The organism is Bradyrhizobium sp. SMVTL-02 (assembly GCF_051853005.1).
In the GTDB taxonomy this organism is placed as follows: domain Bacteria; phylum Pseudomonadota; class Alphaproteobacteria; order Rhizobiales; family Xanthobacteraceae; genus Bradyrhizobium.
The window spans coordinates 3,154,657-3,177,325 of the sequence record NZ_CP182469.1 but is presented as its reverse complement, the minus strand read 5'-3'; the positions used below and the strand labels follow the sequence as shown (position 1 = coordinate 3,177,325).

Below are 22,669 nucleotides of genomic sequence, written 5' to 3'. Positions count from 1 at the left end.
CAATGCCCTTCCTCAGTCATGGCTCATATCGGATCCGCTATGAGCTCGACGGGCCGGCGGGTGCGCCGGCCTATGTGCTGGTTAACGGTCTCACGCAATACTCCGAGCTCTGGGGCGCCTATCGCGACGCGCTGATCGCACGTCAGTTTCGCGTCGCAACATTCGATCTGCTCGGCCAGGGCGCCTCCGACAAGCCGGCGCTGTTCATCAACCAGGACGACCACGTCGCGGTGCTGCATCGTCTGATCGGCGAACTCGGCGATGGTCCGGTCTTCCTCGGCGGCATCAGCTTTGGCGGGCTGATCGCGCTGCGCTATGCCATCGAGCACGGCGCGCGGCTGTCCGGCCTCGTGCCGATGAGCTGCTTTGCAGAGCTTTCGCCGCAACTGCTGCTGATCGGCAATGCCTTGCGCACCGGGCTCATCCTCGGCGGCACCAGTTATCTCCAGGATCTGCTGCTGCCGATGAACCTCTCTGATCAATGGCTGCAGCCGCTGCTGGACAAGCTGGATAGCGTGAAACGGCAGGGCTGGCTGGTGAACGACGTCTACGCGCTTCAGAACCTGATGGAGTCCTTTCTCGACTTCAAGCCGCTGACACCTCAGCTCTCCGCCATCGCCGTCCCGACCATGATCCTGAATGGCGAGTTCGACTTCCTCACGCCACGCTCCTTGCACGAGACCCTGCGGGTCGAGATTCCCGACAGCGCCCTCGTCATCATCCCGAAGGCCTATCACGCCTTCACGCTGGAAAAGGCGGCCCTTACGGCAGACCTGCTGGCGCGCTTTGCCGAGGACGTCATGGCCGGGCGTTGGCAAGGCAACAAGCGGGTCCTGATCGCGCCTGAACAGGCCGGCGGAGATTTTTCGCCGTTTCCGGACGGCTACGACCATCTGCGCGCGATCCCGGTGCAGAGGGCGGCAACATGAGCGCTTTCCTCGGACCGCTGGAAGCCGACGGCCGCGTCCCACCGCGTCAGCAGTCGCGGGTCTCCGCATTCCTGCTCTCCGCCCATGGCGCGCTGGCGCGGCAATTCGCACTCGCCCTTCCCGCGAAGTTCGACGCCGTCTGGCAGACCGAGCTGAACGCCCAGCTCTACCGCGAGAGCGAGATCGTTTCGCTGCTGATGCGTGCGACGGCCTGGGTCCCGGATCTCGCGCTGGGCCCCCTGGCCGCGTCCTGGGAGATGGCCTGGCTCCCGGCACCGATCGAAGGCATCGCCGATCACGCCCGCGCGCAGGCGGTCCAGCTCGCCGTCCTGGCGCACGCCGTTCACGCCGGGATCCGGCCCGCGGCCCTGCTGCCGACGGACGCCAATGTCAACGATGCTTTCGTGACGGCACTGCGCCGCATCGAGTTCGAGAGCGGCCGGCTATTGCAGGCGCAGATCCTGTTCCTGAAGAAGCCGGATCTGCTTCCTTTCAGGGATGCGTTAAGCGCAGCGCTTGACCGGCGGCATGCCGAGGTACGCAGGCTCTGGAACGAGACGCTGGAAAGCATCGGCGTCGTCCCGCAGCAATGAGCCGGCAGCCTTGACGCAGATCAAAGCCGCGAGACCGCCCGCCGCCAACATCGACCCGCACTTCAACTTGCACTTGCCGACCGGAGGTCCGACCATGAAGGCCGTTTCCGTCGAAGAAGCCGTCGCGATGATCCCGTCCGGCGCGAGCGTCATGGTCGGCGGGTTCATGGGCGTCGGGACACCGGAACGTCTGCTGGACGAACTCGTCCGGCAGAACAAGGCAGGCCTGTCCCTGATCTGCAACGACGCGGCTACGCCCGGCAAGGGCGTCGGCAAGCTGTTCGATGCGACCCTGGTCTCGAAGCTGACGGCGACGCATATCGGCCTCAATCCCAAGGCCCAGCAGCAGATGCTCGGCAACCAGATCTCGGTCGATCTGGTCCCGCAAGGCACGTTCGTCGAACGCATCAGGGCGGGCGGCTGCGGATTGGGCGGCGTGCTCACGCCGACCGGCGTCGGCACCCTCGTTGCGGAGGGCAAGCGCCAGATCGAGGTCGACGGCAAGCCGTTTCTGCTGGAGACGGCCATTCGCGCCCAGTTCGCGCTGATCCACGCCTTCCTCGCCGACTATCTCGGCAATCTCGCCTACGCGCTGACCGCGCGCAATTTCAATCCGATCATGGCCATGGCGGCCGACACGGTCATCGTCGCAGCCGAGCACATCGTGCCCGTCGGCGTCATCGCACCCGATCACGTCGTCACGCCGGCGCCGCTGGTCGACTACATCATTGCGAACGGGTGACCCCATGGATCCGCAGATCATCATTGCCCGGCGCGTCGCCAAGGAGCTCCGCCAAGGAAATCTCGTCAATCTCGGCATCGGCATCCCGACGCTGGTCGCGAACTACGTGCCATCCGATCTCAAGGTCTTCTTCCAGTCCGAGAACGGGCTGATCGGCACCGGGCCGATACCGGAGCAGGGCCTGGCGCATCCCCTGCTCACCGATGCCGGCGGCCGCCCGATCAGCGCGCTTCCGGGCGCCGCGACCTTCGACAGCGCGATGTCGTTCGGCCTGATCCGCGGCGGCCATGTCGACGTCACCGTGCTGGGCGGCCTTCAGGTCGATGCGCACGGCCTGCTCGCCAACTGGATGATCCCCGGCAAGATGGTCCCGGGCATGGGCGGCGCGATGGATCTCGTCAGCGGTGCCAAGCGCGTCATCGTCGCGATGCAGCACGCGGCCAAGGGCAAGTCGAAGATCGTTGCCAAATGCACGCTGCCCCTGACCTCGGCACGACCGGTGAACCTCGTCGTCACCGACATGGCCGTGATCGGCTTTCCCGATGGCAAGGCGACGCTGCTGGAAACGGCACCGGGCATCAGCATCGGCGAGGTCCTGGCGGTGACGGAGGCCGAGCTCGCCATTCCCGACACCGTCCCGGAAATGAAGATCTGACGGGGTGACCATGCGCGTCTTCAGCGATTTCAACGAGATCAAATCCGCCGTCGGTACCGAGATCGGCGTCAGCGACTGGGTCGAGGTGTCGCAAGAGCGCATCAACCAGTTTGCGGAGGCGACCTGCGACGAGCAATGGATCCATGTCGACCAGGAGCGCGCTGCCAGGGAGATGCCCGGCGGCACCACCATCGCCCACGGCCTGCTGTCGCTGGCGCTCGCGCCGCTCTTCATCCGCTCGGTGATCGGCCTGAAGGGCCTGCGCAACACGCTGAACTACGGCGCCGACCGGATCAGATATTTGGCACCGGTGCCGGCGGGCTCCAGGCTGCGCGGCCGCGTCACCGTCGCCGAAGCCGAGGACGTGCCGCCGGACGGGCTGCGCGTCAACTATCACCTCGTGATCGAGATCGAAGGGGGCAACAAGCCCGCCTGCGTCGCCGAGCTGATCGCCCTGCACTATCGCTGAATCAAACAGGTCGAAAACAACCCCATGCACAGTAGCGGGGGCATTGACGACATTGCGCTTTTTTCTTCCGGCTCTTTTCTGCCGGCGAAAGCCGTTTGACCCGTCGGGCAAAACACTGGCATGATGCCAAGATCAGCCCACAGCCCACTGGCTGCCAAGGCGGCGTGACGACACGCGGCCGGGGTCAGTCGATGATGTGATAGCCGCCGTCGATGTAGAGCACGCCGCCGGTGATCAGCTTGGCGCCGTCGAGCGCCAGAAAGGCCGTGGCGTTGCCGACGTCGTCGATGCTGACGAGGCTGCGCGACGGCGCCTTCGACTGCGCCTTGTCCATGAGCTCGTCGAATTCGGGAATGCCTGAGGCGGCGCGCGTCGCCAGCGGGCCCGGCGAGATCGCGTGAACGCGGATGCCCTTCGGACCGAGTTCGGCCGCGATGTAGCGGACCGACGCCTCGAGCGCGGCCTTGGCCACGCCCATGACGTTGTAGTTCTCCACCACCATCTGGCTGCCGTAATAGGTCATGGTGAACAGAGTGCCGCCGTTCTTCATCAGCGGCTCGGCGAGATGGGCCATGCGCATGAACGACCAGCACGAAACGTCCATGGTCTTGAGGAAGCCGTCGCGGCCGACGTCGACGACGCGGCCGTGCAACGCCTCCTTGGGCGAGAAGGCGATCGAATGAAGCAGGAAGTCGAGCTGGCCCCACTCGGCCGCAATGCGCTCGAACACCGCTTCGATCTGGCCTTCGACCATCACGTCCAGCGGCATGAAGATCGGCGCCTGCAGCTCCTGCGCCAGGGGCTCGACATGCTTCTTGGCGCGATCGTTCAGGTAGGTGACGGCGAGATCGGCGCCGAGTGCACGAAACGCCCGCGCACAGCCCCAGGCGATGGACTGGTCGTTGGCGATGCCGACGATCAGGCCCCTCTTTCCCTTCAGGGCCACCTTGCTGTCCGGGAATACTGGGATCATGACGCCCTCTCAGATCGTGTGTTTTGCGACGAGCCGTTGACCAGCATCGCCAGCGTGTGCTGCGCAATCATCAGCTCCTCGTCGGTCGGGACGACATAGACGGGGATGCGACTGCCGGAATGCGAGATCAGCCGCGAATGACGGGCATTTTCGTCGGCATCGAGGGTCACACCGAGCCAGGCGAGCTGCTCTGCCACGCGCGCCCGGATCGATGCCGAGTTCTCGCCGATGCCGGCGGTGAAGACGAAGGCGTCCAAACCCTGCAAGGCCGCGGCCAACATGCCGGCGCTGAGCCCGATCCGGTAGACGAAGTAGTCGATCGCGAGCCTTGCATGGGCATCGGTGCTCGCCTCGAGCTCGCGCATGTCATTGCTGACGCCGGACAGGCCCTTCAGTCCGCACTCGCGGTAGAGAAAGTCCTGCACCCTCGGAGCCGACATGCCCTTCTCCGAGATGAGATAGAGCACGACGCCGGGATCGACCTGCCCCGGCCGCGTTCCCATCGGCAGGCCATCGAGCGCGGTGAATCCCATGGTGCTTTCGACGCTGCGCCCGTCCTTCAATGCGCACATCGAGGCGCCACTGCCGAGATGCGCGACGATCACGCGTCCGCTGCTGATCTCGGGCGCGACATGGGGCAGCGTCCGGGCGATGTATTCGTAGGACAGGCCGTGAAAGCCATAGCGCCGCACGCCCTCGGCATGCAGCTGGTGCGGAATGGCATAGTGGTCTGCGACCGCGTCATGCGTGCGGTGGAAAGCGGTGTCGAAGCAGGCCACCTGGAACAACGTCGGGAAGTCCGCGAGGAGCGAGCGGATCGGCGCCAAATTATGCGGCTGATGCAGAGGCGCCAGACTGACGAAGCGCTCAAGGCGGGACACGACGCCGTGGTCGATCACGACCGGCCGCGAATAGTCCGGACCGCCATGCACGACACGGTGGCCGACCGCGACCGGCGCGACCCGGAACTCGTTCCGCAACCAGTCGCCGGCGACAGCCATCGCCGCCGGCACATCCGGCACGGTCTCGATCGGATAGGCGCGATCGACCAAGGGGCCGTTGCCCGTGCCGCCGGCCCGCAGACGCGGCCGGCTGCCGATGCCGTCGATCTGTCCCTTGATCTGCCGCCGAAGGGTCCCCTCGCCTTCGATCGAAAAGACTTGAAACTTGACGCTGGAGGAGCCGGCATTGACGACGAGGATCGTATCCATGGCATCACGCGGCCACTGTTGGCGCCTTCTGGCGCCGAGCGCGAGCATAGAGCGCGGCAACCGCGCAGGATGCCATGCGCGCGCGCGGAGAATCCGCCCGCGAGGTGAGCACCACCGGGACGCGGGCGCCGAGCACGATGCCCGCGCCGTCGGCCTTGGCGAAATAGGCGAGGTTCTTGGCCAGCATGTTCCCGGCCTCGAGGTCCGGAACGACCAGGATCTGTGCGCGGCCGGCAACCTCGGAGGTGATGCCCTTGATCCGCGCGGCCTCCATGTCGATGGCATTGTCGAACGCCAGGGGGCCGTCGAGGATGCCGCCGGTGATCTGGCCGCGATCGGCCATCTTGCAGAGGGCGGCGGCCTCGATGGTCGAGGGGATTTTCGAGGTCACGGTCTCGACCGCCGACAGGATCGCAACCCGCGGGGTCTTGCCGAAGCCGGCCTGGTTGTAGAGGTCGATCGCGTTCTGGATGATGTCGCGCTTGGCGTCGAGATCGGGGAAGATGTTGATGGCCGCATCCGTCACGAAGATGGTCTCGGCGTAGGCCGGCACGTCCATGACGAAGACGTGGCTGATCCGCCGGTCGGTGCGCAGGCCGCCGACCTTGGCTGTGACGGCGCGCATCAATTCGTCGGTGTGCAGACTGCCTTTCATCAGCAGATCGCCCCTGGCGGCGTGGATGAGCTCGACGCCCTTGGCCGCGGCTTCGTCGCTATGCGCGGCATCGACAATCTCGAACCCGGACACGTCGAGGCCGAATTTCGCGGCCGTGTCCCTGATCTTCCGCTCGGGTCCGACAAGCATCGGCCGGATGATGCCCGCGCTCGCGCTGTCGACCGCACCGCGCAACGAGGTCTCGTCGCAGGGGTGGACGACGATGGTCGGCAGGGGCGCCCCCGCCTTTGCCGCCGCGATCAGGCGGTCGTATTTGGTGCCGGAATGTGCCCCCGTCGTGTCGGCCGACATCATGTCACTCCCGCTTCCGCCAATCCTGATTACGACGCTTTTGCTTCTGCTTTCGAGTCGAAAGGGGTGACCGTCGAGGTCAGCTCCCCTTCTCCGTCCAGACCGAAAAGCCCGGCGATCTGCTTCAGACGATGGGCGCGCTCACCCGTGATATCTTCGCTCGCCGACAACACCTCGCGCATCGCGGCGAAGACCTGGCGCCGCAGGCCCATGTCGTCGGGCAGCAATTTCGGGATCGCGGCCAGCGCATATTCGCGATCGAGCAGCAGCATGAAGAACTGCTCGCGGACCAGCATCTTGAACTCGGGCAGCGTCATCCGGGCGCCGGAATGGTCCCGCCGTATCTGCCGCAGTGCCTCGATGCTGCGCTCGTCCACCATGCCGCGGGCTGAGCCGACATAGAGCAGCGATCGGATCGCCGCTTCGCGAAGCCCGCCCTCGCCGATGCGCGATTTCAGCTCGGAGATGCGCCTCTCGAGCATCGCGCGATGCTCGGCCGACATCTCGCGGCGCTGCGAGGGCACGGAATTCGGATCGACCCCTACGGCCGCCTGAAGCAAGGGCGAGCCATAGACATTGAGGAAGATGGTCTCGCTCAGAGCCTCCTGCGCGTCGCGCCAGCTATCGAGCGCATGGACGATCTGCTTCGACATCTGCTCCTGGATTGCCAGAAACGGATTGTCCTTCGAGACCGGCCTGCGGTTGTCCTCGACGCGATCGGCGGCCGCCTGGATGGTGGACATCCAGGGATTCTTGCTGCTGAAGGCCTCATATTGCATTCGCAGCGGATGCATGTTGCGCGCCCAGTCCGCCATTTGCGGGGTCACCATCTTCTTGACCCAGGGTTGGACGAACTTCTGATAAGCCGCCAGATTGAGTTCCGAGACGCGCTTGGCGGCGGCAAACCGCCGCTCGTCCTCGGGCGAATTGCCTCCCATCGCGCGGATATCGTCGAGCGTGCGCGCCTCACAGCGCATCACCCACTGCCCGGTCGCGAGATCGGCATTGAGCGTCTCCTCGCCCCTCGCCTCGAACGTCGCCTCATAGAGGCCCGGCGGGAGTACGTCGATCAAGTCGATGTTGCTCGAAAACTCGGCATGCTCCTTCTTGGCGACACCGCCCGACACGAAGATGCCGAGATGGCCGATGCTGTCGTGAACCGTGTAGACGATGGTCTGGCCATACGCCCTGATCTCGTCGACGTCCGCGTAGCAGTCCAGGATCCAGTCAAGCGCCTGCTGAGGCGGCGTGACGTTATCGCCTTTGGAGCAGAACACCACGATCGGCGAACGGATGTTGCGCAGGTCGACCTTTTGTCCGTCCGACAGCTCGATGCGGCCGGCGGCGAGATTGTTGCCGATGAACAGCTCGTCGACGATGAACTGGATCTCTTCGGCATTTAGGTTGACGTGCCCGCCCCACCAGCGCTCGAAATCCAGGTAGCGTTCGGCTTCGGTGTCGACCTTGGAATAGACGTTGTACTGCTTGGTCCAGAGCGTGTTGGACGGGTTCTGGTTCTCGAAGTTCTGCACCAGCCAGGCGCCGTCGAACTTGCCGGCGCCGAGATCGCTGGTCAGCGCCGTCAGCCAGCTTCCGCCGAGCAGGCCGCCGGAATAGCGCATCGGATACTGGCCGTGCACGCCGGCCCAATAGGCCAGCGGCGCGCCGGCGATGATCAGGGGCCCGAACAACTCCGGCCGCAGCGACGCCAGGATCATGACGGCCCAGCCCGCCTGGCAATTGCCGATCACGCAGGGCTTGCCGTCGGCCTCGGGATGACGGCTGATGACGGTCTCGATGAACTTCGCTTCCGCGCGCGCGATGCGCTCGATGGTCTGGCCCGGCATCGGCTCGGGCAGGAAGCCGATGAAGTAGCAGGGATGCCCCGCCTTCATCGCGACGCCGATCTCGCTGTCGGCCTTGAAGCCGCCGATGCCCGGGCCGTGGCCGGCCCGCGGATCGACCACCACGAATGGCCGGCGGCTCATGTCGATTTCGACATCCTTGGGCGGAATGATGCGCACGAGCGCGTAGTTGACCGGCTCCTCCAGCGTGCGGCCGTCGACGATCAATTCGGCAGCATATTGCAGCACATGCGGCGCGACCTGCGCGACATGCTCGCGGTACTGGTCGCCGCGCTGGCGCATGATGTCCAGAAACAGCACACTGCGTTGCCCCGCATCGACCATGTATTCGACGGCGGAGGCCACAAGCCCCGACATCGGGCCGTCAGGCAGTTTCAGATTTTCCATCGTCATGTTCGACCTCGCCGTCGCGTCCGCCCATTCAAGGAGCGCGCGGATTGCCGACGTTGATTTAGGTCAACGGTCGGCGACGGAGCGCGAGGTTCCCTGCGCAGGGCTGGCGACGTGCATTTTGCAGGCTCGATCCGGGCCAGGGGGCGATCGGCGAAACGGCTGAACGGGGAAAGGACGCCCGATGGGGACTCCAGCGAGTTTCACTTGCCGGGCGACGCTACGTGACGGAACCCCGGTGGAGATCCGGGCACTCCGGCCGGAGGATGAGGTCGGGATGCTCGATGCGCTGGAGCAGACCAGCATGCAAACACGCCAGCGTCGTTTCTTTGCACCGAAGCGACATTTCTCGGATAGCGAGCGCGCCTATTTCATGGAGATCGACTTCCAGACTCACGTGGCGCTGGTTGCCTGCGCGGACGATGCGGGCCGCAACGTCATCATAGGCGGAGGCCGTTACGTCGTCGCGGCGCCCGGCTGCGCAGAAATGGCCTTTGTCGTTGTCGATGCCTGGCAGGGCCGTGGCGTCGGCACGCTGCTGGCACAACATCTCATCGCGCTCGCGCGCGAGGCCGGGCTGACTGCGCTGACCGCGGAGGTCCTGTCGGACAATACCGCGATGCGCCGCGTCTTCGAGAGGCTCGGCTTCGGCCCTGCGGCGAAGCGGGATCCTCAGACGATTCATCTGGCGTTGAAGCTGACCTGATGACCTCGGTGGATTTCGGACCGTTCCCTTGATCTTGATCAACGGTTCACCCGCCGGCCCGTGGGTCAGTCGACACCATTGCCGCAAAGACGGAGGTCGTCATGACGTGTGGTATGTTCGGTAAGCTGCTTGTTGCGACCATCCTGGTCGGTGCAGGCATGTCCGTCTCGATCGATGGATCATCCAGCCAGGGACCATCGCTGTCCTTCAGCCAGGCAGATGCACGGGTCGGACGTCCCCTGACTCCCGTGTCAGTCGCCGGCGTGGCACGCCGGACCACCAGGCGCGCGGTGGTCGGGACCGCGGCCGTTGGCGCCGCCGCCGCAGGCACGGCATGCGTTCGCGTGCTGGTCAACGGGACATATGTCTGCCGCTGAGGATCGTCGAAAGGAATACGAGATGAAGGGACACGAGATGAATCCTGCGGATGATCTGCATCCGCAGGACGGGGCTGCGCGGCCCATCGCGCTTTAATGGATGGTCGGATTTTCGAAACGCTTTTCCGCCTGTGCGGTCACGATCTCGATGTGTGCTGTATTGTGCCTTGCTGCCAGCTCGCGAGCAGCGGCGTGATCCCGGCTCCATCCCGGCTCACCGCGCGCACGCCGCTCGCGAAAGTCGATCAGCCAGACAGTTTCTCCGTAAGTGAGGCCCACGAAAACGTCGCGCCCCTCGGAATCCGGTCCCAATTCAGTCAAGTAGGTGACGTGACTACGCAGCTTCTCAGCCGTCATTGCTCATCTTCTCGCCTGGCCGTCTGCCGGGGAGCGCGGTCGCAGAGGAATGATCTGCGCCGAGCTCACCGGCTCTGGAAGCTCGGCTGATGTCGATTTCGCTGCCTTCCTGGCCCTGAATTTCGTCCAACGAAGCCCGGGCGTGTAGCCGTAGAGCACATTGAGCCAGGTTTCAGACAGGGTCGCGCTCGTGAAAGGCAATTCGGGCAAGTTCCAGTCGGCATCTCTCTCGATGCCCGGGTTCATAGGCACCCGAACCGCAGCCTCCCCCCATACCAGGCCGCCGGCTGGCAATTCGACATATTCGCAACGGTCCCGCTCCGTCCATTCCTGGACTGAATGGGCAAGACTTCTGGGATGATCGGCGGAGAAAAGGCCAACGATCTGATGACTGTCGATCAAGCGGACGAGATAAGCTGGCATACGTCAAAGTCCAAAAATTGAATATTGCCTATTTTTCCCGACCCTGCCAAGCCCCTCCTGCCATCGAAGCGTGCACGCAGTGATAAGCGCCCCGATGATCTCGCCGGATATTGCTGTGTGGAATCTCGAAAGAAGGCTGCTTCATCAACGTTCTGGCGAACGCTTTTCCTTTTTTCCCGCAATCTCAACAGGCCGGTGAAGCTGCCGGGGCTGGTTCATACACTCTGCGTGATTCACCAAGGATGCGGATTTGCTTTGACCTAGATCAACGAAATCGCAGACTCGGCCAACCGGTTTTTGCATTTCCCTCCCGGTGCTCATGAAGGATCGGGCGGTGCGTCTTTGTGATGAAGCGCAGCCTTCATGCTCCGGAGCCTCGCTATTCTCCACATGATCTGCTCGAGCGGGCCGTCATCGAAATCGGACAGCTGAACGAAGAGTTCCTTGAATCTTTGAATCTTCCTGTCGAAGATCGCGCAACGATCACACATCGTCTGCAATTGCCTTGGCGAAATGGCTGCTGACCCGGGCAAAACAAATCAAAAAATAGCGAAATGAAATTAATGATCTTAACGCCGGCCGTAAAGAACCCGCCCGCGCGATGCACATCCTTCGACACGGCAGTCGAGCACCGAAACCAGCGCGATGCGTCGTCGCGGACGAATCGCGCCGTCCTGCCGTGTGCGCTCCTGCAGAGAGCAGGGATCGAGCGGTTTTTCCGGCTGGCCATGGCGCCCTTCGGACGAAGAGCAAGAGACTTGTGCATCTGCGCCAACGAGACGACAACATGCTTCCGGCAGATCCTCATCGTCCTAAGGTCGATGAAGACGATCTGTTCCGGTTCACCTAATGCTCTATGATAAACGCTTTAATCGAAACATTTAATCGACAGGTATTGCATTGCCATCATCCATAGAATTGATCGTTGCCTCTCATGTGGTGCTGCAGGACCGGCGTGGGCTCGAAGAACTGCGCGAGCATCGGCGCCAGTTGCTCGAGCAACTCCGGACCGTGTCAGGCATCGATCCGAGCCGGAGCATCGAGCGGATGGAAGAGGACATTGGGGCGATCGACGACGGGCTCGAGCAACTCAAGCCGCCGCCGGGAGCCCTGCCTGAGAATGAATGGCGCTAGGCTCGGATCCGCGCCTTCAAGAGCAGGTTCGTCTGCCGCTCCATTTGAAGCGCAAGCTGCTTGCGTTCAAATCCGAGGGTGGCCTGTTGGTCGAGCGTGATGTGCCCGTCCCGCTCGAGAATGTTGATGAGAAACACTTGGTCCTCAATGTGCCGTTGGCGCTTCTGGATATCTTGCATGAGGCTCTCCACCTCGGCTCGAAGATCTGAATTCATAATTCATGCCTTTCAACCTCTTCGCTGAAATGCATTCACTATGTGTCTGACACCTTAAGCAAAGTTTGCATCGGGATGGCTGCTGTCGCTGCCCGCCCTTAACTTGAATGCGCGTGCCGGTAATTCCCGGGGGCGTACTGCCCGGGCCATGAGGATGGAACCGGGGACATCGCCCTGCCGGCAACCTGCGCGGGCGGATCAGGGCAAGCGGATCCGAATCGACGAAAGCGGATGGTGCGGCCACCCGGCGCTTTCCAACTGCGGCGTGGAGGCCGCATCCAGCCAGCGGCGCATAACGTCGTGGCCCGCCTGCAACACCCGGAACGGACCAATTGAACGACAGCCACATTGCAGCACAGCAGCAGCGCGATTGATCAGGGAAATCAGGTTGCTACGGCGCAGATTAGATGCGGAATTTGTGCGCCGCAGAAGGCCCTGTTTCCTCGCCTGAGGCAGTTAATTGGGCCGCCGGGGCTGGGCACTGTGTCGTTCACGCAAGAGACGTCGGATCGATTGCCACAAGCTGTGACTGAAATGTCATAGGTGCGGCCGTAGCATTTTGCTAATTGTTCCCACGCAATAATATTTGTTAAAAGCCTTTTCTGGTGGGGACCATGAAGCCGGCGCATTTAGCCTTCGCAACGATCATCCTGGCCGTCGCCCCCGCGAAAGCCGAGCAATTTTCAATCAACGACGCCTTGAAACAGGCGATGCAGACCAACCCGGGGGTGGGCGAGGCTTCAGCCAACCGCCGCGCAACCGAAAGCGAGCTCCGCCAGACCCAGAGTACGCTGTTACCGCAGATCCGCATCGACGCCAGCTACGGCCCGGAGAAGTTCGATCAATCGCCCGGCTTCGTAGCTCCGAGCATTGCCGTTCCAACGACGGGGTCCGGGCCGTGGCGGAACGGAAGCCAGGAAGCCGTCGTCGTCCGGCAGCTCCTTTTTGATGGTTTCACCTCGATCCACGAGGTGTGGCGTCAGAATGCGCGGGTGAACGCCGCCGCAGCACGCGTCAAGGAACGCACCGAGCTCATCGCCCTCGACGCCGCCGAAGCTTACATCGACGTCGTGCGCTATATGCGCCTGGTGAGCCTGGCCCAGCAGAACGTCGCCAATCACGAGAAGATCTTCTCGAACGTAAACTCGCGGTTTTCGGGCGGCCGGGCCGGCGAAGGCGACCTCGAGCAGTCGAGGGAACGCGTCGAAAGCGCTCGCGCGGCGCTCGCCGAATTTCGCCGCAGCCTCGAGGACGCACGGGCGAAGTACCGCAAGGTCGTCGGCATAGAGCCGTACAACGTGCGTTTCCCGGGCCCGCTGCGGGGGCTCCCGGCCAGCCGGGATGAAGCGCTGGCGGTGACGCTGCGGTTCAACTCGACGATCAACGCGGCCCAGTCCGATGTCGATGCCGCCAAGCACGCCTTCAAGTCCACGGACGGCCTGTTTGCCCCGAAATTCTATCTCGAGGGTCGGGCGACTCATTACGACAATTCCTTCCCCTACGTCGCGGCCCCGGGCTCGCCTGCCGTCACCCATGAGGACTACAGCGGCAAGGTGGTGATGTCCTGGGACATCTTCCGGGGCGGCCAGGACGCCTGGAATCGCTCGGAAAAGGCCGAACGGTTCACGGAAGCGACCGCACGGCACGCCCGCCTGCAGCGAGATGCGTATGAGTCGATTGACAAGGCCTGGAATGCCCGTACGGTCACCCAGACCCGAATTGCGGCGCTGACCAGCGAGCTGGAGGCCGCCCGAAAGACCATTGCCGCCTTCCAGAAGGAGTATGAGCTCGGCCAGCGCTCGCTCATCGACCTCCTGAACGCCCAGAACCAGTTCTTCAATGCGCAGGTTTCGCTGACCTCGGCGCGAGGGGTCGTGGTGTTCGCCGATTACCAGCTGCTCGCTGCGACGGGAACCTTGATCGAGTATCTGAAGGCGCCGCCGCCCGTCGACGCAGCCCCGACCGATCTCAACCTGTTCGGCCTGCCGGATTACAAGGCGCCGACGTTCCGCTGGACGCTGCCGCAGAGCGGTCCGGAGCCGCTGCGGACTGCCGTCCCCGCGCCGACGGCAGCCCCCGTCCGCCTGTCCTATGCTGCGACCGGGCCTGCCACGTCAGCTTTCGGCGATCGCTGGTCCGGTGAGCCGTCGTCAGCCAAGGTTGCCGGCGTGTCGGCCTGGTTTGTGCAGCAGCGGCAAGGCTCCGGCGGGCCGATCATGCTCGACAGCGCGGCCGACCAGCGCAGCTCATATGCCGCGGCCGAGCGGCCCCACTGGCTGCTGACCGCATTCTCGCCGATTACAAAATAGCAACGTCGGCCGAATCACCATTGAGCAAGCCCGCACATTTGTGCGGGCTTTTCTATTTCATGCGCCCCCGATAACGCACGGATAGCCTTCCGGGCGCGCGGTTGTTAATCGTTAATCCCGACCGCCCAAATAAGTAAATGAATTAACTCGCCATTCGTCGTAGTCTCGCGACGACTTTGCCAAGTTCGCGTCATCGCTTTTCATTTAAGGCATATCAGCTTGTTGTTTCGTCAAACAAAGACGGCTTCGGCCCCAGGTGCGCGCCCGGACAACATCGGCGAAGTGTCCGCAGCGTCGGCGCGCGCCGCGCAAGTCACAGCGAAACAAAGCGATCCCCTGCTGGACTCGCTCATCTTTCTGGCCGGACATCACGGCAGAGCCGTGACACGCGACGGCCTGCTCGGCGGCCTGCCGATCCTCGACGGGCGCCTGTCGGTCGCGCTCTACGAACGCGCCGCGCGCCGCGCAGGCCTTGAGACCGAGGCCACCAAACGCAAGCTGCTCGACATCCCGCCGCTCGTCCTTCCGGTCGTGCTGATCATGAAGAACGGCACGACGCTGGTCCTGCTGAGCATCGACGAGGCCAAGCGTAGCGCAAGGGTGATCGACCCCAGCAACCGGCCGTATGTGCCTGAGATGGTGACCCTCGACGCCATTGCTGCGGGATATACGGGCTACGCGTTTCTGGTGCGGGCAGCCGCCGAGTCGGACCCGCGAGCCGTTGCGGCCGGCAGCCTTCCCCGGCAGCACTGGTTCTGGTCCGTCGTAAAGGCCCATTGGCGCAATTACGGACACATCGCGCTGGCGGCGCTGCTGATCAACATTCTGGCGCTGGCCATGCCGCTCTTCACGATGAGCGTCTATGACCGGGTCATCCCGAACGGAGCGATCCCCTCGCTCATCGCGCTCTCGATCGGCATGGGTCTTGCGATCGTCTTTGATCTGATCCTGCGGATGGTCCGGAGCAAGATGATCGACGTTACGGGCAAGACGATCGATGTCGTCCTTGCTGCCAACATTTTCGAACACGTCATGGCCGTGAAGATGTCGCAGCGGCCGACATCCGTCGGCATCGTTGCCAACCAGCTTCGCGATTTCGATTCCGTTCGCGAGTTCTTCACCTCGGGCAGCGTCGTCTCGGCAACCGATCTGCTGTTTGCGATCCTGTTTGTCGCCGTTCTCTTCGTGGTCGCGGGGCCGCTGGCCTGGGTGCCGCTCCTGATGCTGCCCGTCATGATCGGGATTGGCCTCGTGCTGCAACGTCCGCTCAATCGGGCGATGAAGCGCCTGCAAGCCGAGTCGGCGGCCCGCCACGGCGTGCTGGTGGAATCGCTCGCGGGCCTCGAAACCGTGCGCGCCTCGGGCGGTGAAGCAAGGATGCAGACGGCCTGGGAGCGTTCGGTCGCAGCAACGGCCCGCTCCGGCGAGGCCGTGCACTTCTGGTCGTCCCTGGCGCTGACTGCAGCCAACTCGGCGCAGACGCTGACCAGCCTGCTCATGATCGTGATCGGCGTCTTTCTGATCCAGAACGGCACCCTGACGGTCGGCGCACTGGTCGCGGCGAACATGCTCGCCGGCCGGGTTCTGGCGCCGATCGCGGGCATAGCCTCCGTGATCACCCGTGGCACTCAAACTTTCTCGGCGCTCAAATCCATCGATCGGCTCATGACCCTGGAGCGGGAACGTTCGCCGGAACGGACCTATGTCGCCAGAAAGATCGACCAGGGCACCATCAGCTTCGAGAACGTCTCGTTCACCTATCCCAATGCGCCTGCAAAGGCGCTGGACAAGGTCACCTTCAAGATCCAGAGCGGCGAGCGCGTTGGAATCATCGGCCGCGTCGGTTCGGGAAAGACGACCGTCGGGCGCCTACTGCTCTCGTTCTACGAGGCGCAGGATGGCCGCATCCTGGTCGATGGCGTCGACTCGCGCCAGTATGATCCCGCCGACCTGCGCGCCGGTATCGGCTTTGCCATGCAGGACACCGATCTGTTCTTCGGCAAGCTGCGCGACAACATCACCTTGGGCTATCCGGCCGCGACCGACGAGGAAGTGCTCGCGGCCTCGCGCCTGGCCGGCGTCGAAAGCTTCATCGCAGGTCATCCCATGGGCTACGACATGCCCATTGCCGAGGGCGGACGCAGCCTCTCGGGCGGCCAGAAGCAAGCCATCGGCCTCGCGCGCGTCTTGATCCGCAAGCCCAAGGTCCTGTTCCTGGACGAGCCGACCGCCCATTTCGACGTCCGCAGCGAAAGCGAGTTCCTCGAGCGGCTGAAGAAGCTCGACGACGCGCAGATGACCATCATCATCTCCACGCACCGTCTTTCATTGCTGACCATGGTCGACCGGCTGCTGCTGTTCGACAACGGCCGCCTGGTCGCCGACGGGCCGCGCGATCACGTCTTGAGCCTGTTGCAAGGCAAGACTCCGTCGGCCGAGCCGGCGGTCAATCCCCGAGTGGTTCAACACGTCTCGCCGGCGCAGAAGTCCAATGTCAGCTGATTTCGCCTACGCCAACGATATCCGCGCGGCCGTTCAGTTGAGAACGCCGCGGACCTCCCGCATGCTGCTGTGGGCGTTCCTCGCCCTCCTCTCCACATTCCTGATCTGGGCTCATTTCGCCGTGCTTGAAGAGGTCAAGCGCGGCAATGGCAAGGTCGTGCCCTCGCGGCAGATCCAGGTCGTGCAATCCCTGGAAGGCGGGATCGTCGGCGACATCCTCGTCCAGGAGGGCGCGGTGGTTCAGCAGGGGCAGTCCCTGATGCGGATCGAGGACACCAAGTTCGCTTCCGAGTTCGGCGAGATACGGGAGCGCCGTGCCTCGATGGCGGCCCGCCTCGCGCGGCTCGACGCCGAAGCGAAGGGCCGTAACGAGATCGTCTTTCCCGACCAGATCGAGGGCGTTGTCCCCGCTGCCGTGACGACAGAACGGAGCGTATTCAAGACGCGCGCGCTCAAGGTGGCGCAGGACGTCGACGTTCTCAATCAGCAGATCACGAGGCTGACTCAGACATCCGGCCTGCTCGATCGAGAGCTCGCGTTGACGCGCAAGCTGTACGAGCAGAAGGTCGTTCCCGAAATCGAGATGCTCCGGCTGGAGCGCCAATCCGCAGAAGCGAAAGGGCAGATCGCCGAAGCCAAGGCGAAGATTGCGACCACGATCTCGACCTTCCGGGCGCAGGCGGACGAAGACCTCGCCAAGGCAAGGGCCGATCTCGCGGTCCTCGACGAGAACATCAAGTCCGCTCAGGACCGGGTGCGCAGGACCGATCTGCGTTCGCCGGTTCGCGGCATCGTCAACAAGCTGAACGTCACCACGATCGGCGCCGTCGTTCAGCCGGGCGCGAACCTCATGGACATCGTTCCCCTCGACGATACCTTGCTGGTCGAAGGCAAGATAAGGCCGCAGGACATCGCGTTCATCCGCCCGGGCCAGGATGCCGTGGTCAAGATCTCCGCCTACGACTCCTCCGTTTACGGCCATCTTGCCGGCAAGGTCGAGCGGATCAGCGCCGACACGATCCTCGACGACAAAGGAGAGGCGGCGCAACGGCCGGAGACCTACTATCGCGTCATGGTTCGCACCGAGAGGAACCATCTCGGCACGGAGGAAACTCCGCTTCCGATCATTCCGGGCATGATCACGACGGTCGAGATCCTGACAGGCAAGAAGAGCGTTCTCGACTACATCCTGAAGCCGGCCCGCACCTTGCGGGACGAGGCCCTGCGCGAGCACTAAATCAAGAAAGCAAAAGATCCTTTCCCTGCGAACACGGAAATTTGCAGGGAAAACGCACGCCTCTCGCGGAGCCGTCTTCGCCAAGAGAATTGGCAATCACCTGAAAATCCTCGGAAATTCCAAACGCCGCGGCGCGATGCGCCTCACTCGGAACAGGGTATTTTTCGTTGGCGAACAGGGAATCTGTTCACCGGAAGCACGGAAAAAGTATGCGGCGCCATCGGATCTCGGTAAGCGTCCATTTCCCCGCGGGTCACTTCAAATTCCTCCGGGTATGGTCAGTCAAATTCCTCCACCCGCGAGGCAGGACATGGTGATTGTTAGTTTGCCTTTGTTTCCCGGGCAAGAGTTTCAGCGGCCTCTTTGAGCCGATAGCTGCGTCCGTCGAACTCAAGCAGATGGCAATGATGCATCAGGCGATCGAGGATCGTCGTGCTCATGGTGTTGTCCCCCAGGTATGTCCCCCAGTCCTGCACGACGCGATTGGAGGTAACGATGACGCTGCGGCGCAGTTTGTAGCGCTGATGGATCAGGGTCTGCAGCAATGCGCCGGCGTCGTCAGGGATGGCGCGTGCGAGGAACAGATCGTCCAGCACGAGGAGATCGCAGTCGATGATGGTTCGCAGCCGGACCTCGCGTTGTGCCGGGGAGTTCATGGCGTAGCGGTGGAAGAAGTCGTCGGTCTCAAGATACTGGACCTTGTGGCTTTGCAGGATCGCCTGATAGGCAATCGCCTTGGCGATGTAGGACTTCCCGGTGCCAGGTTTGCCGACAAGCAGCGCGTTTTCGCCGGCGGCAATGAACGCCAGGGTGTGGAGCTGGAAGCAAGTCTGGCGCGGCAATCTGGGATTGAAGGTCCAGTCGAACTCGGCGAGCGTCAGTTTTTCGTCGAGCCCGGATTGCTGGTATCGTCGCTCGATAAGGCGGGACTGACGACGGTCCAGTTCGTCCTGCAGGATCAGGGAGAAGGTCTCGAGGAATGGCTGGTTGGCGCCCTGCGCCTGCAGCACGCGCGTCTGCAGCGTGTCGCGAACGCCCGACAGGCGCAGCTGTCGCAGGCAACGCTCAATTTCCGGCATGGTCATCATGTGGTTTGGTCTCCAGTGTGAGGTGAGAAGCCGCGGGAGCGCTCGTGGCGCCGGAGCTGGCCGGGGTTGCGCAGGCGCCACGAGCGCGGGTTGCAGGGGTGCGGTCGCCGTGAGCCTCGGCCTGCCGGCCATTGTCGCCGGCATCGTGCCGCACGGCACGGCTGAAGAGATCGCCGTATTCGGCTGGAGCGCGGATCAGCGGATGATCCTGGGTGAGCGACGATGCCGGCTGTGGCGTCGCTCCAACCTGCGCGATCGCCTGTTCGAACAACCGCTCGACGGTCGCACGCACGTGCTTGTAGCGGTAGATGCGGTTCTCGACGGCGTGCGCGCAGGCTTGCTCGACCAGCCGTGCCGGATACTTCCGGCCCAGCCCGACAATGCCCCACATCGCGCGCTGTCCGGGGCGCCCCTCGGTGTCGAACACTTGCTGGCACAGCGCCCTGGTCTGCGGCCCGATGCGCTCGGCGCTCGCCAGCAGCACGGCGGTTTGCCGCGACGGATTGAACGGCCGTTCGCTGGTCGGCAGGACGACAGAACCGGAGTGCGTCATCCGGGGATGAACACGCAGCAGCGCATGGGTGTGGCGATCACGGATCTCGATCGTGGAGGCGTAGATCCGCACCACGACCTGACTGCCGATGGGCGCAGGCCGCGCGGCGTAATAGCTGCTATCAACACGCACGGTGGTATCGTCGCAGACGGTCCGAACGACCTCGGTGAAGATGCGGAAGGCAGCCACTGGCAACGGCCGCAGGTGTGGCTTCTCCTCCTGGAACATCGCCTCGACCTGACGACGCGTGCTGCCGTGGATGCGCTTGGAGGCCCAATTCTCCTCCCAGTGCCTCAAGAACTCGTTCTGGGCTTCCAGTGTCTCGAAGCGCCGTCCGGCCAGCGCGGTGCCCTGGGTATGTTGAATCGCACTCTCGACGCATCCTTTCCGATTGGGATCGGCCACACGCGCGGGATCGGCGACCACGGCGTAATGAGCCAGCATCGCGCTGTAAATCGGGTTGAGCTCGGGCTCGTACAAATCCGGCTTGAGGACGCCTTCCTTCAGATTGTCGAGCACGACATAGCTGGGGACCCCGCCAAAATACCGGAACGCCTCTTCGTGGAGCTGCGCCCAGACGTGTTGGCTGGACTTCCAGACCACCCGCCGGAAGCTGCGCCGCGAGTAACGCAGCGTCATCACGAACAGGCGGGGACGGCGGTACCGGCCGCTCCTGGGATCAATCGTCAGAGCGCCCTCGCCATAGTCGACCTGGGCCTCCTCGCCGGGCAGGAACTCAAGTCGATCAAACTGCTCGGGATCGCTGTGTCGCAACGTGCGCACAAACCGCTTGACGCTCTGGTAGCTGGACGGAAAGCCAAAATGATCGACAAGGTCCTGGTAAATCGCCTGCGCATTCCGCTTCAGGCGGACCTGTTCTTCGATCCACGTCCGATGCGGTTCGCAAGCCGAACGGGCCAGGCTGCTGGTGACCGTCGCTCCTGATGCCCCAGAAGCCGGTGGTCGGGGTGGAGGAATTTGGCCGTCCACGCTCACCGGGCCGGTGGTCGCTTCCCCGGGGGAATTTGCCTCCGCACCGGCCCGCAGCGCCCGGTAACGCCGGATCGTCTTGCGATCGATCCCCGTCAGCCTGTGGATCTCGCGCTGGCTGGCGTTGCGATCGAGTAGCGTAAATACCGTGCTTTGCAGGTGTGGCTTCAAGACGTTCAACTCCCCGGCCCCTTGCTGGCTAAAGGGACCGAAAATAAACGTCCTGCCTGACCGGCTACCGCTGTTCAGCGGCGCTGACGGTGAACATCAGGTGGGGGAGTTTCAAGTGACCATACCAGGGGGATTTTGACCGACCCACGGGGATTTCTCGCACCCTTTTTCCTGTGGTTCGTCAACACGATCTGTTCTTGTGCTCGGTCGGCCGGTGAGGAGAGCAAGATGGTGGACGAGAACGGAACTTGGACGCGTCAGAGCGAAGCTTTCTGGCGGGCGCACCACGTGGCGTTGGAAGAGTAGCCACTCATCAGCGGGCAATATTGCGAGGCGGAAGCCGTCCCGCTCAAGTCGTTCGGCAACTGGCGGGCGAAGTTTAAAGCCGAGCCACAGCCGCCCGAGCGCCAGCTGTTCTACCGGCGTCGAGGCCTAAGTCATCCCCTTTAGCTAGCCAGATCCCCTTGCTTAATGCGTCCTTGACGCGCGATTGCAAGCTTTAGCATTGCTGGTGGGGCGCGATTCATCCCACCGGCTCATTCCCGGCCGCCCCCTCCCCGGTTTTAACCCGACTTAAGCGCGCCCACGCGCACGCTGGCTCCCGATAAACAGGTCGGGATGATGACCAGGCGCGTGAAGACGCCGGCGACGTCCCGAAATATGGGGACGGTCAATGAAGTCGCGTTGTGGACGGCGACGGCAGGGCATTCTGGCGTTTGCGGCCGTGCTGGTTTCGCTCAGCGGTGCTGCGATCTCGGTCGCATTTGCAGCCGAGGTCGAACCAGCCGAACCGCGTGAAATCGCGTCATCCGGAGCGGATACCATTCAGGCGCCCGCGACGTTCTTCACGATCAACGCGGTGCTGGCAAAGCTCGACCGCGAGCGCGGCCGCGGGCCAAATGCCATGCGCCTCGCAACGCTGACGCCTTCCTCCCACACGGCGACGGACGCCGGGCCTGAGGCCACCGCCCCGGCCGGCGTACCGCCGCTCGGCAATGAACCTTTCGGCCTCTTCACGTTCCGGGCACCTGACAACGAGATCTGGCGCAAATGGCGCGCGGTCGAGGCAGAGATCGCGAGCGAGCAGTCTGTGCTCGAGCGCTGCGGGGCCGCTCCTGCAAGCTGCCCGCCTAACGCTGCGCAGTTCCTCAGGCTCGTCGGTGCGATCAAAGCGAAGTCCGGGCGCGCCCAGCTCGAGGAAGTCAATCTCGGCGTCAACACCGCGATCCGCTATGTCAGCGATCTCCTCCAGCATCGGGAGCTCGATCGCTGGAGTTCGCCGCTGGCGAGCTTTGCGACGGGCAAAGGCGATTGCGAAGATTATGCGATCGCCAAATACGCCGCACTGCGCGAAGCGGGTTTCCCCGACCCCGACATGCGCCTGCTCCTCGTCCGCGACCGCACGGTCCGGCAGGACCACGCGGTGCTCGCGGCGCGTCTCGACGGCCGCTGGCTGATCCTGGACAACCGCTGGGCGGGCCTGCGCGAGGACAACGGCGAGCTCAACTTCGCGCCGCTGTTCGCGATCAATCACGACGGCGTGCACCTGTTTGCCAAGCCCTACGCGAAGACTGCGCCGCTCACAGCCGAAGCGGCACCGGCGGCCGCCGGCCCGGATTGGGCGGGCTCGGAGCCGGTCGATGCGGCTGGCGGCGGATCGCTGAGCACGCTGCCGCTGCTGCTTTGAGGCAAAGAAAAACCGCCGGCGAGAAGCTCGCCGGCTCGATGCCGCTGCCGCTGGCGGGGATCAGCGTCGGGGGGCATGCTCGTTAGCGGCGAAGCCGCGCCCGTGTTACCTCGTCCATCACGACCT

General features: G+C 63.6%; 21 protein-coding genes. 12 read left to right on the top strand and 9 right to left on the bottom strand.

What is annotated here, in order from left to right; all coding sequences use genetic code 11:
• Positions 1-2 precede the first annotated feature (2 nt).
• From ACNJYB_RS14720 to ACNJYB_RS14700, 5 genes are all read left to right on the top strand, one after another.
• A complete protein-coding gene (locus tag ACNJYB_RS14720; protein ID WP_439374609.1) occupies positions 3-929 on the top strand; it encodes an alpha/beta fold hydrolase in 927 nt (308 codons plus the stop codon).
• Positions 926-1,522 carry a hypothetical protein gene (locus tag ACNJYB_RS14715; RefSeq protein ID WP_439374608.1) on the top strand — a complete coding sequence of 199 codons (597 nt, stop codon included), beginning with the start codon at positions 926-928 and terminating at the stop codon, positions 1,520-1,522. The genes ACNJYB_RS14720 and ACNJYB_RS14715 overlap by 4 nt, the downstream gene beginning before the upstream one ends.
• A 94-nt stretch (positions 1,523-1,616) precedes the next feature.
• Positions 1,617-2,264 (top strand): CoA transferase subunit A, encoded by a 648-nt coding sequence (locus ACNJYB_RS14710; protein ID WP_130371794.1) that lies wholly within the window; start codon positions 1,617-1,619, stop codon positions 2,262-2,264.
• 4 nt (positions 2,265-2,268) lie between these two features.
• Positions 2,269-2,919 carry a 3-oxoacid CoA-transferase subunit B gene (locus ACNJYB_RS14705; protein WP_439374607.1) on the top strand — a complete coding sequence of 217 codons (651 nt, stop codon included), beginning with the start codon at positions 2,269-2,271 and terminating at the stop codon, positions 2,917-2,919.
• Between the two features lie 10 nt (positions 2,920-2,929).
• On the top strand, positions 2,930-3,388 hold the full coding sequence (locus tag ACNJYB_RS14700; RefSeq protein ID WP_439374606.1) for a MaoC family dehydratase: 459 nt from the start codon (positions 2,930-2,932) through the stop codon (positions 3,386-3,388).
• A 184-nt stretch (positions 3,389-3,572) separates the two neighbouring features.
• Here ACNJYB_RS14700 and fabI read toward each other — a convergent pair whose 3' ends face one another.
• Genes fabI through ACNJYB_RS14680 form a run of 4 tightly spaced genes read right to left on the bottom strand, consistent with a single transcriptional unit; the run spans position 3,573 to position 8,797 of the window.
• Positions 3,573-4,361: an enoyl-ACP reductase FabI gene (gene fabI, locus ACNJYB_RS14695; RefSeq protein WP_439374605.1), complete on the bottom strand. Its 789-nt coding sequence runs from the start codon at positions 4,359-4,361 to the stop codon at positions 3,573-3,575.
• On the bottom strand, positions 4,358-5,572 hold the full coding sequence (locus ACNJYB_RS14690; protein WP_439374604.1) for an acetate/propionate family kinase: 1,215 nt from the start codon (positions 5,570-5,572) through the stop codon (positions 4,358-4,360). The genes fabI and ACNJYB_RS14690 overlap by 4 nt, the downstream gene beginning before the upstream one ends.
• A 4-nt stretch (positions 5,573-5,576) precedes the next feature.
• Entirely contained in the window at positions 5,577-6,539 is a 963-nt protein-coding gene (locus ACNJYB_RS14685; RefSeq protein WP_439375555.1) for a phosphate acetyltransferase, read from the bottom strand.
• A gap of 29 nt (positions 6,540-6,568) precedes the next feature.
• Positions 6,569-8,797: a DUF3141 domain-containing protein gene (locus tag ACNJYB_RS14680; RefSeq protein WP_439374603.1), complete on the bottom strand. Its 2,229-nt coding sequence runs from the start codon at positions 8,795-8,797 to the stop codon at positions 6,569-6,571.
• Positions 8,798-9,071: 274 nt separating this feature from the next.
• On the opposite strand from ACNJYB_RS14680, the gene ACNJYB_RS14675 reads away from it, so the two are divergent.
• Positions 9,072-9,500: a GNAT family N-acetyltransferase gene (locus tag ACNJYB_RS14675; protein ID WP_439374602.1), complete on the top strand. Its 429-nt coding sequence runs from the start codon at positions 9,072-9,074 to the stop codon at positions 9,498-9,500.
• A gap of 101 nt (positions 9,501-9,601) precedes the next feature.
• Positions 9,602-9,877: a hypothetical protein gene (locus ACNJYB_RS14670; RefSeq protein ID WP_439374601.1), complete on the top strand. Its 276-nt coding sequence runs from the start codon at positions 9,602-9,604 to the stop codon at positions 9,875-9,877.
• Positions 9,878-9,970: 93 nt separating this feature from the next.
• On the opposite strand, the gene ACNJYB_RS14665 is transcribed toward ACNJYB_RS14670, so the two are convergent.
• Together ACNJYB_RS14665 and ACNJYB_RS14660 are read right to left on the bottom strand one after the other, a co-directional pair.
• On the bottom strand, positions 9,971-10,234 hold the full coding sequence (locus tag ACNJYB_RS14665; RefSeq protein ID WP_439374600.1) for a hypothetical protein: 264 nt from the start codon (positions 10,232-10,234) through the stop codon (positions 9,971-9,973).
• 3 nt (positions 10,235-10,237) lie between these two features.
• Entirely contained in the window at positions 10,238-10,657 is a 420-nt protein-coding gene (locus ACNJYB_RS14660) for a hypothetical protein (protein WP_439374599.1), read from the bottom strand.
• Positions 10,658-11,575: 918 nt separating this feature from the next.
• Here ACNJYB_RS14660 and ACNJYB_RS14655 point away from each other — a divergent pair.
• Complete coding sequence (locus ACNJYB_RS14655; protein ID WP_439374598.1) at positions 11,576-11,791, top strand: hypothetical protein; 216 nt, start codon at positions 11,576-11,578, stop codon at positions 11,789-11,791.
• Here the strand turns inward: ACNJYB_RS14655 and ACNJYB_RS14650 are convergent.
• A complete protein-coding gene (locus ACNJYB_RS14650; RefSeq protein ID WP_439374597.1) occupies positions 11,788-11,970 on the bottom strand; it encodes a hypothetical protein in 183 nt (60 codons plus the stop codon). The two genes, ACNJYB_RS14655 and ACNJYB_RS14650, sit on opposite strands and share 4 nt — an antisense overlap.
• Positions 11,971-12,620: 650 nt before the next feature.
• On the opposite strand from ACNJYB_RS14650, the gene ACNJYB_RS14645 reads away from it, so the two are divergent.
• The 3 genes from ACNJYB_RS14645 to ACNJYB_RS14635 all read left to right on the top strand — a co-directional run bounded on the left by ACNJYB_RS14645 (position 12,621) and on the right by ACNJYB_RS14635 (position 18,054).
• On the top strand, positions 12,621-14,315 hold the full coding sequence (locus ACNJYB_RS14645; RefSeq protein WP_439374596.1) for a TolC family outer membrane protein: 1,695 nt from the start codon (positions 12,621-12,623) through the stop codon (positions 14,313-14,315).
• A gap of 282 nt (positions 14,316-14,597) precedes the next feature.
• Positions 14,598-16,817 (top strand): type I secretion system permease/ATPase, encoded by a 2,220-nt coding sequence (locus tag ACNJYB_RS14640; RefSeq protein WP_439374595.1) that lies wholly within the window; start codon positions 14,598-14,600, stop codon positions 16,815-16,817.
• Complete coding sequence (locus ACNJYB_RS14635; protein WP_439374594.1) at positions 16,807-18,054, top strand: HlyD family type I secretion periplasmic adaptor subunit; 1,248 nt, start codon at positions 16,807-16,809, stop codon at positions 18,052-18,054. The genes ACNJYB_RS14640 and ACNJYB_RS14635 overlap by 11 nt, the downstream gene beginning before the upstream one ends.
• Positions 18,055-18,374: 320 nt before the next feature.
• On the opposite strand, the gene istB is transcribed toward ACNJYB_RS14635, so the two are convergent.
• Complete coding sequence (gene istB, locus ACNJYB_RS14630; RefSeq protein WP_271608671.1) at positions 18,375-19,142, bottom strand: IS21-like element IS1631 family helper ATPase IstB; 768 nt, start codon at positions 19,140-19,142, stop codon at positions 18,375-18,377.
• Positions 19,120-20,901 carry an IS21 family transposase gene (gene istA / locus ACNJYB_RS14625; protein ID WP_439375470.1) on the bottom strand — a complete coding sequence of 594 codons (1,782 nt, stop codon included), beginning with the start codon at positions 20,899-20,901 and terminating at the stop codon, positions 19,120-19,122. The genes istB and istA overlap by 23 nt, the downstream gene beginning before the upstream one ends.
• Before the next feature lie 628 nt (positions 20,902-21,529).
• On the opposite strand from istA, the gene ACNJYB_RS14620 reads away from it, so the two are divergent.
• A complete protein-coding gene (locus ACNJYB_RS14620; protein ID WP_439374593.1) occupies positions 21,530-22,543 on the top strand; it encodes a transglutaminase-like cysteine peptidase in 1,014 nt (337 codons plus the stop codon).
• The last annotated feature ends 126 nt before the right edge of the window (positions 22,544-22,669 follow it).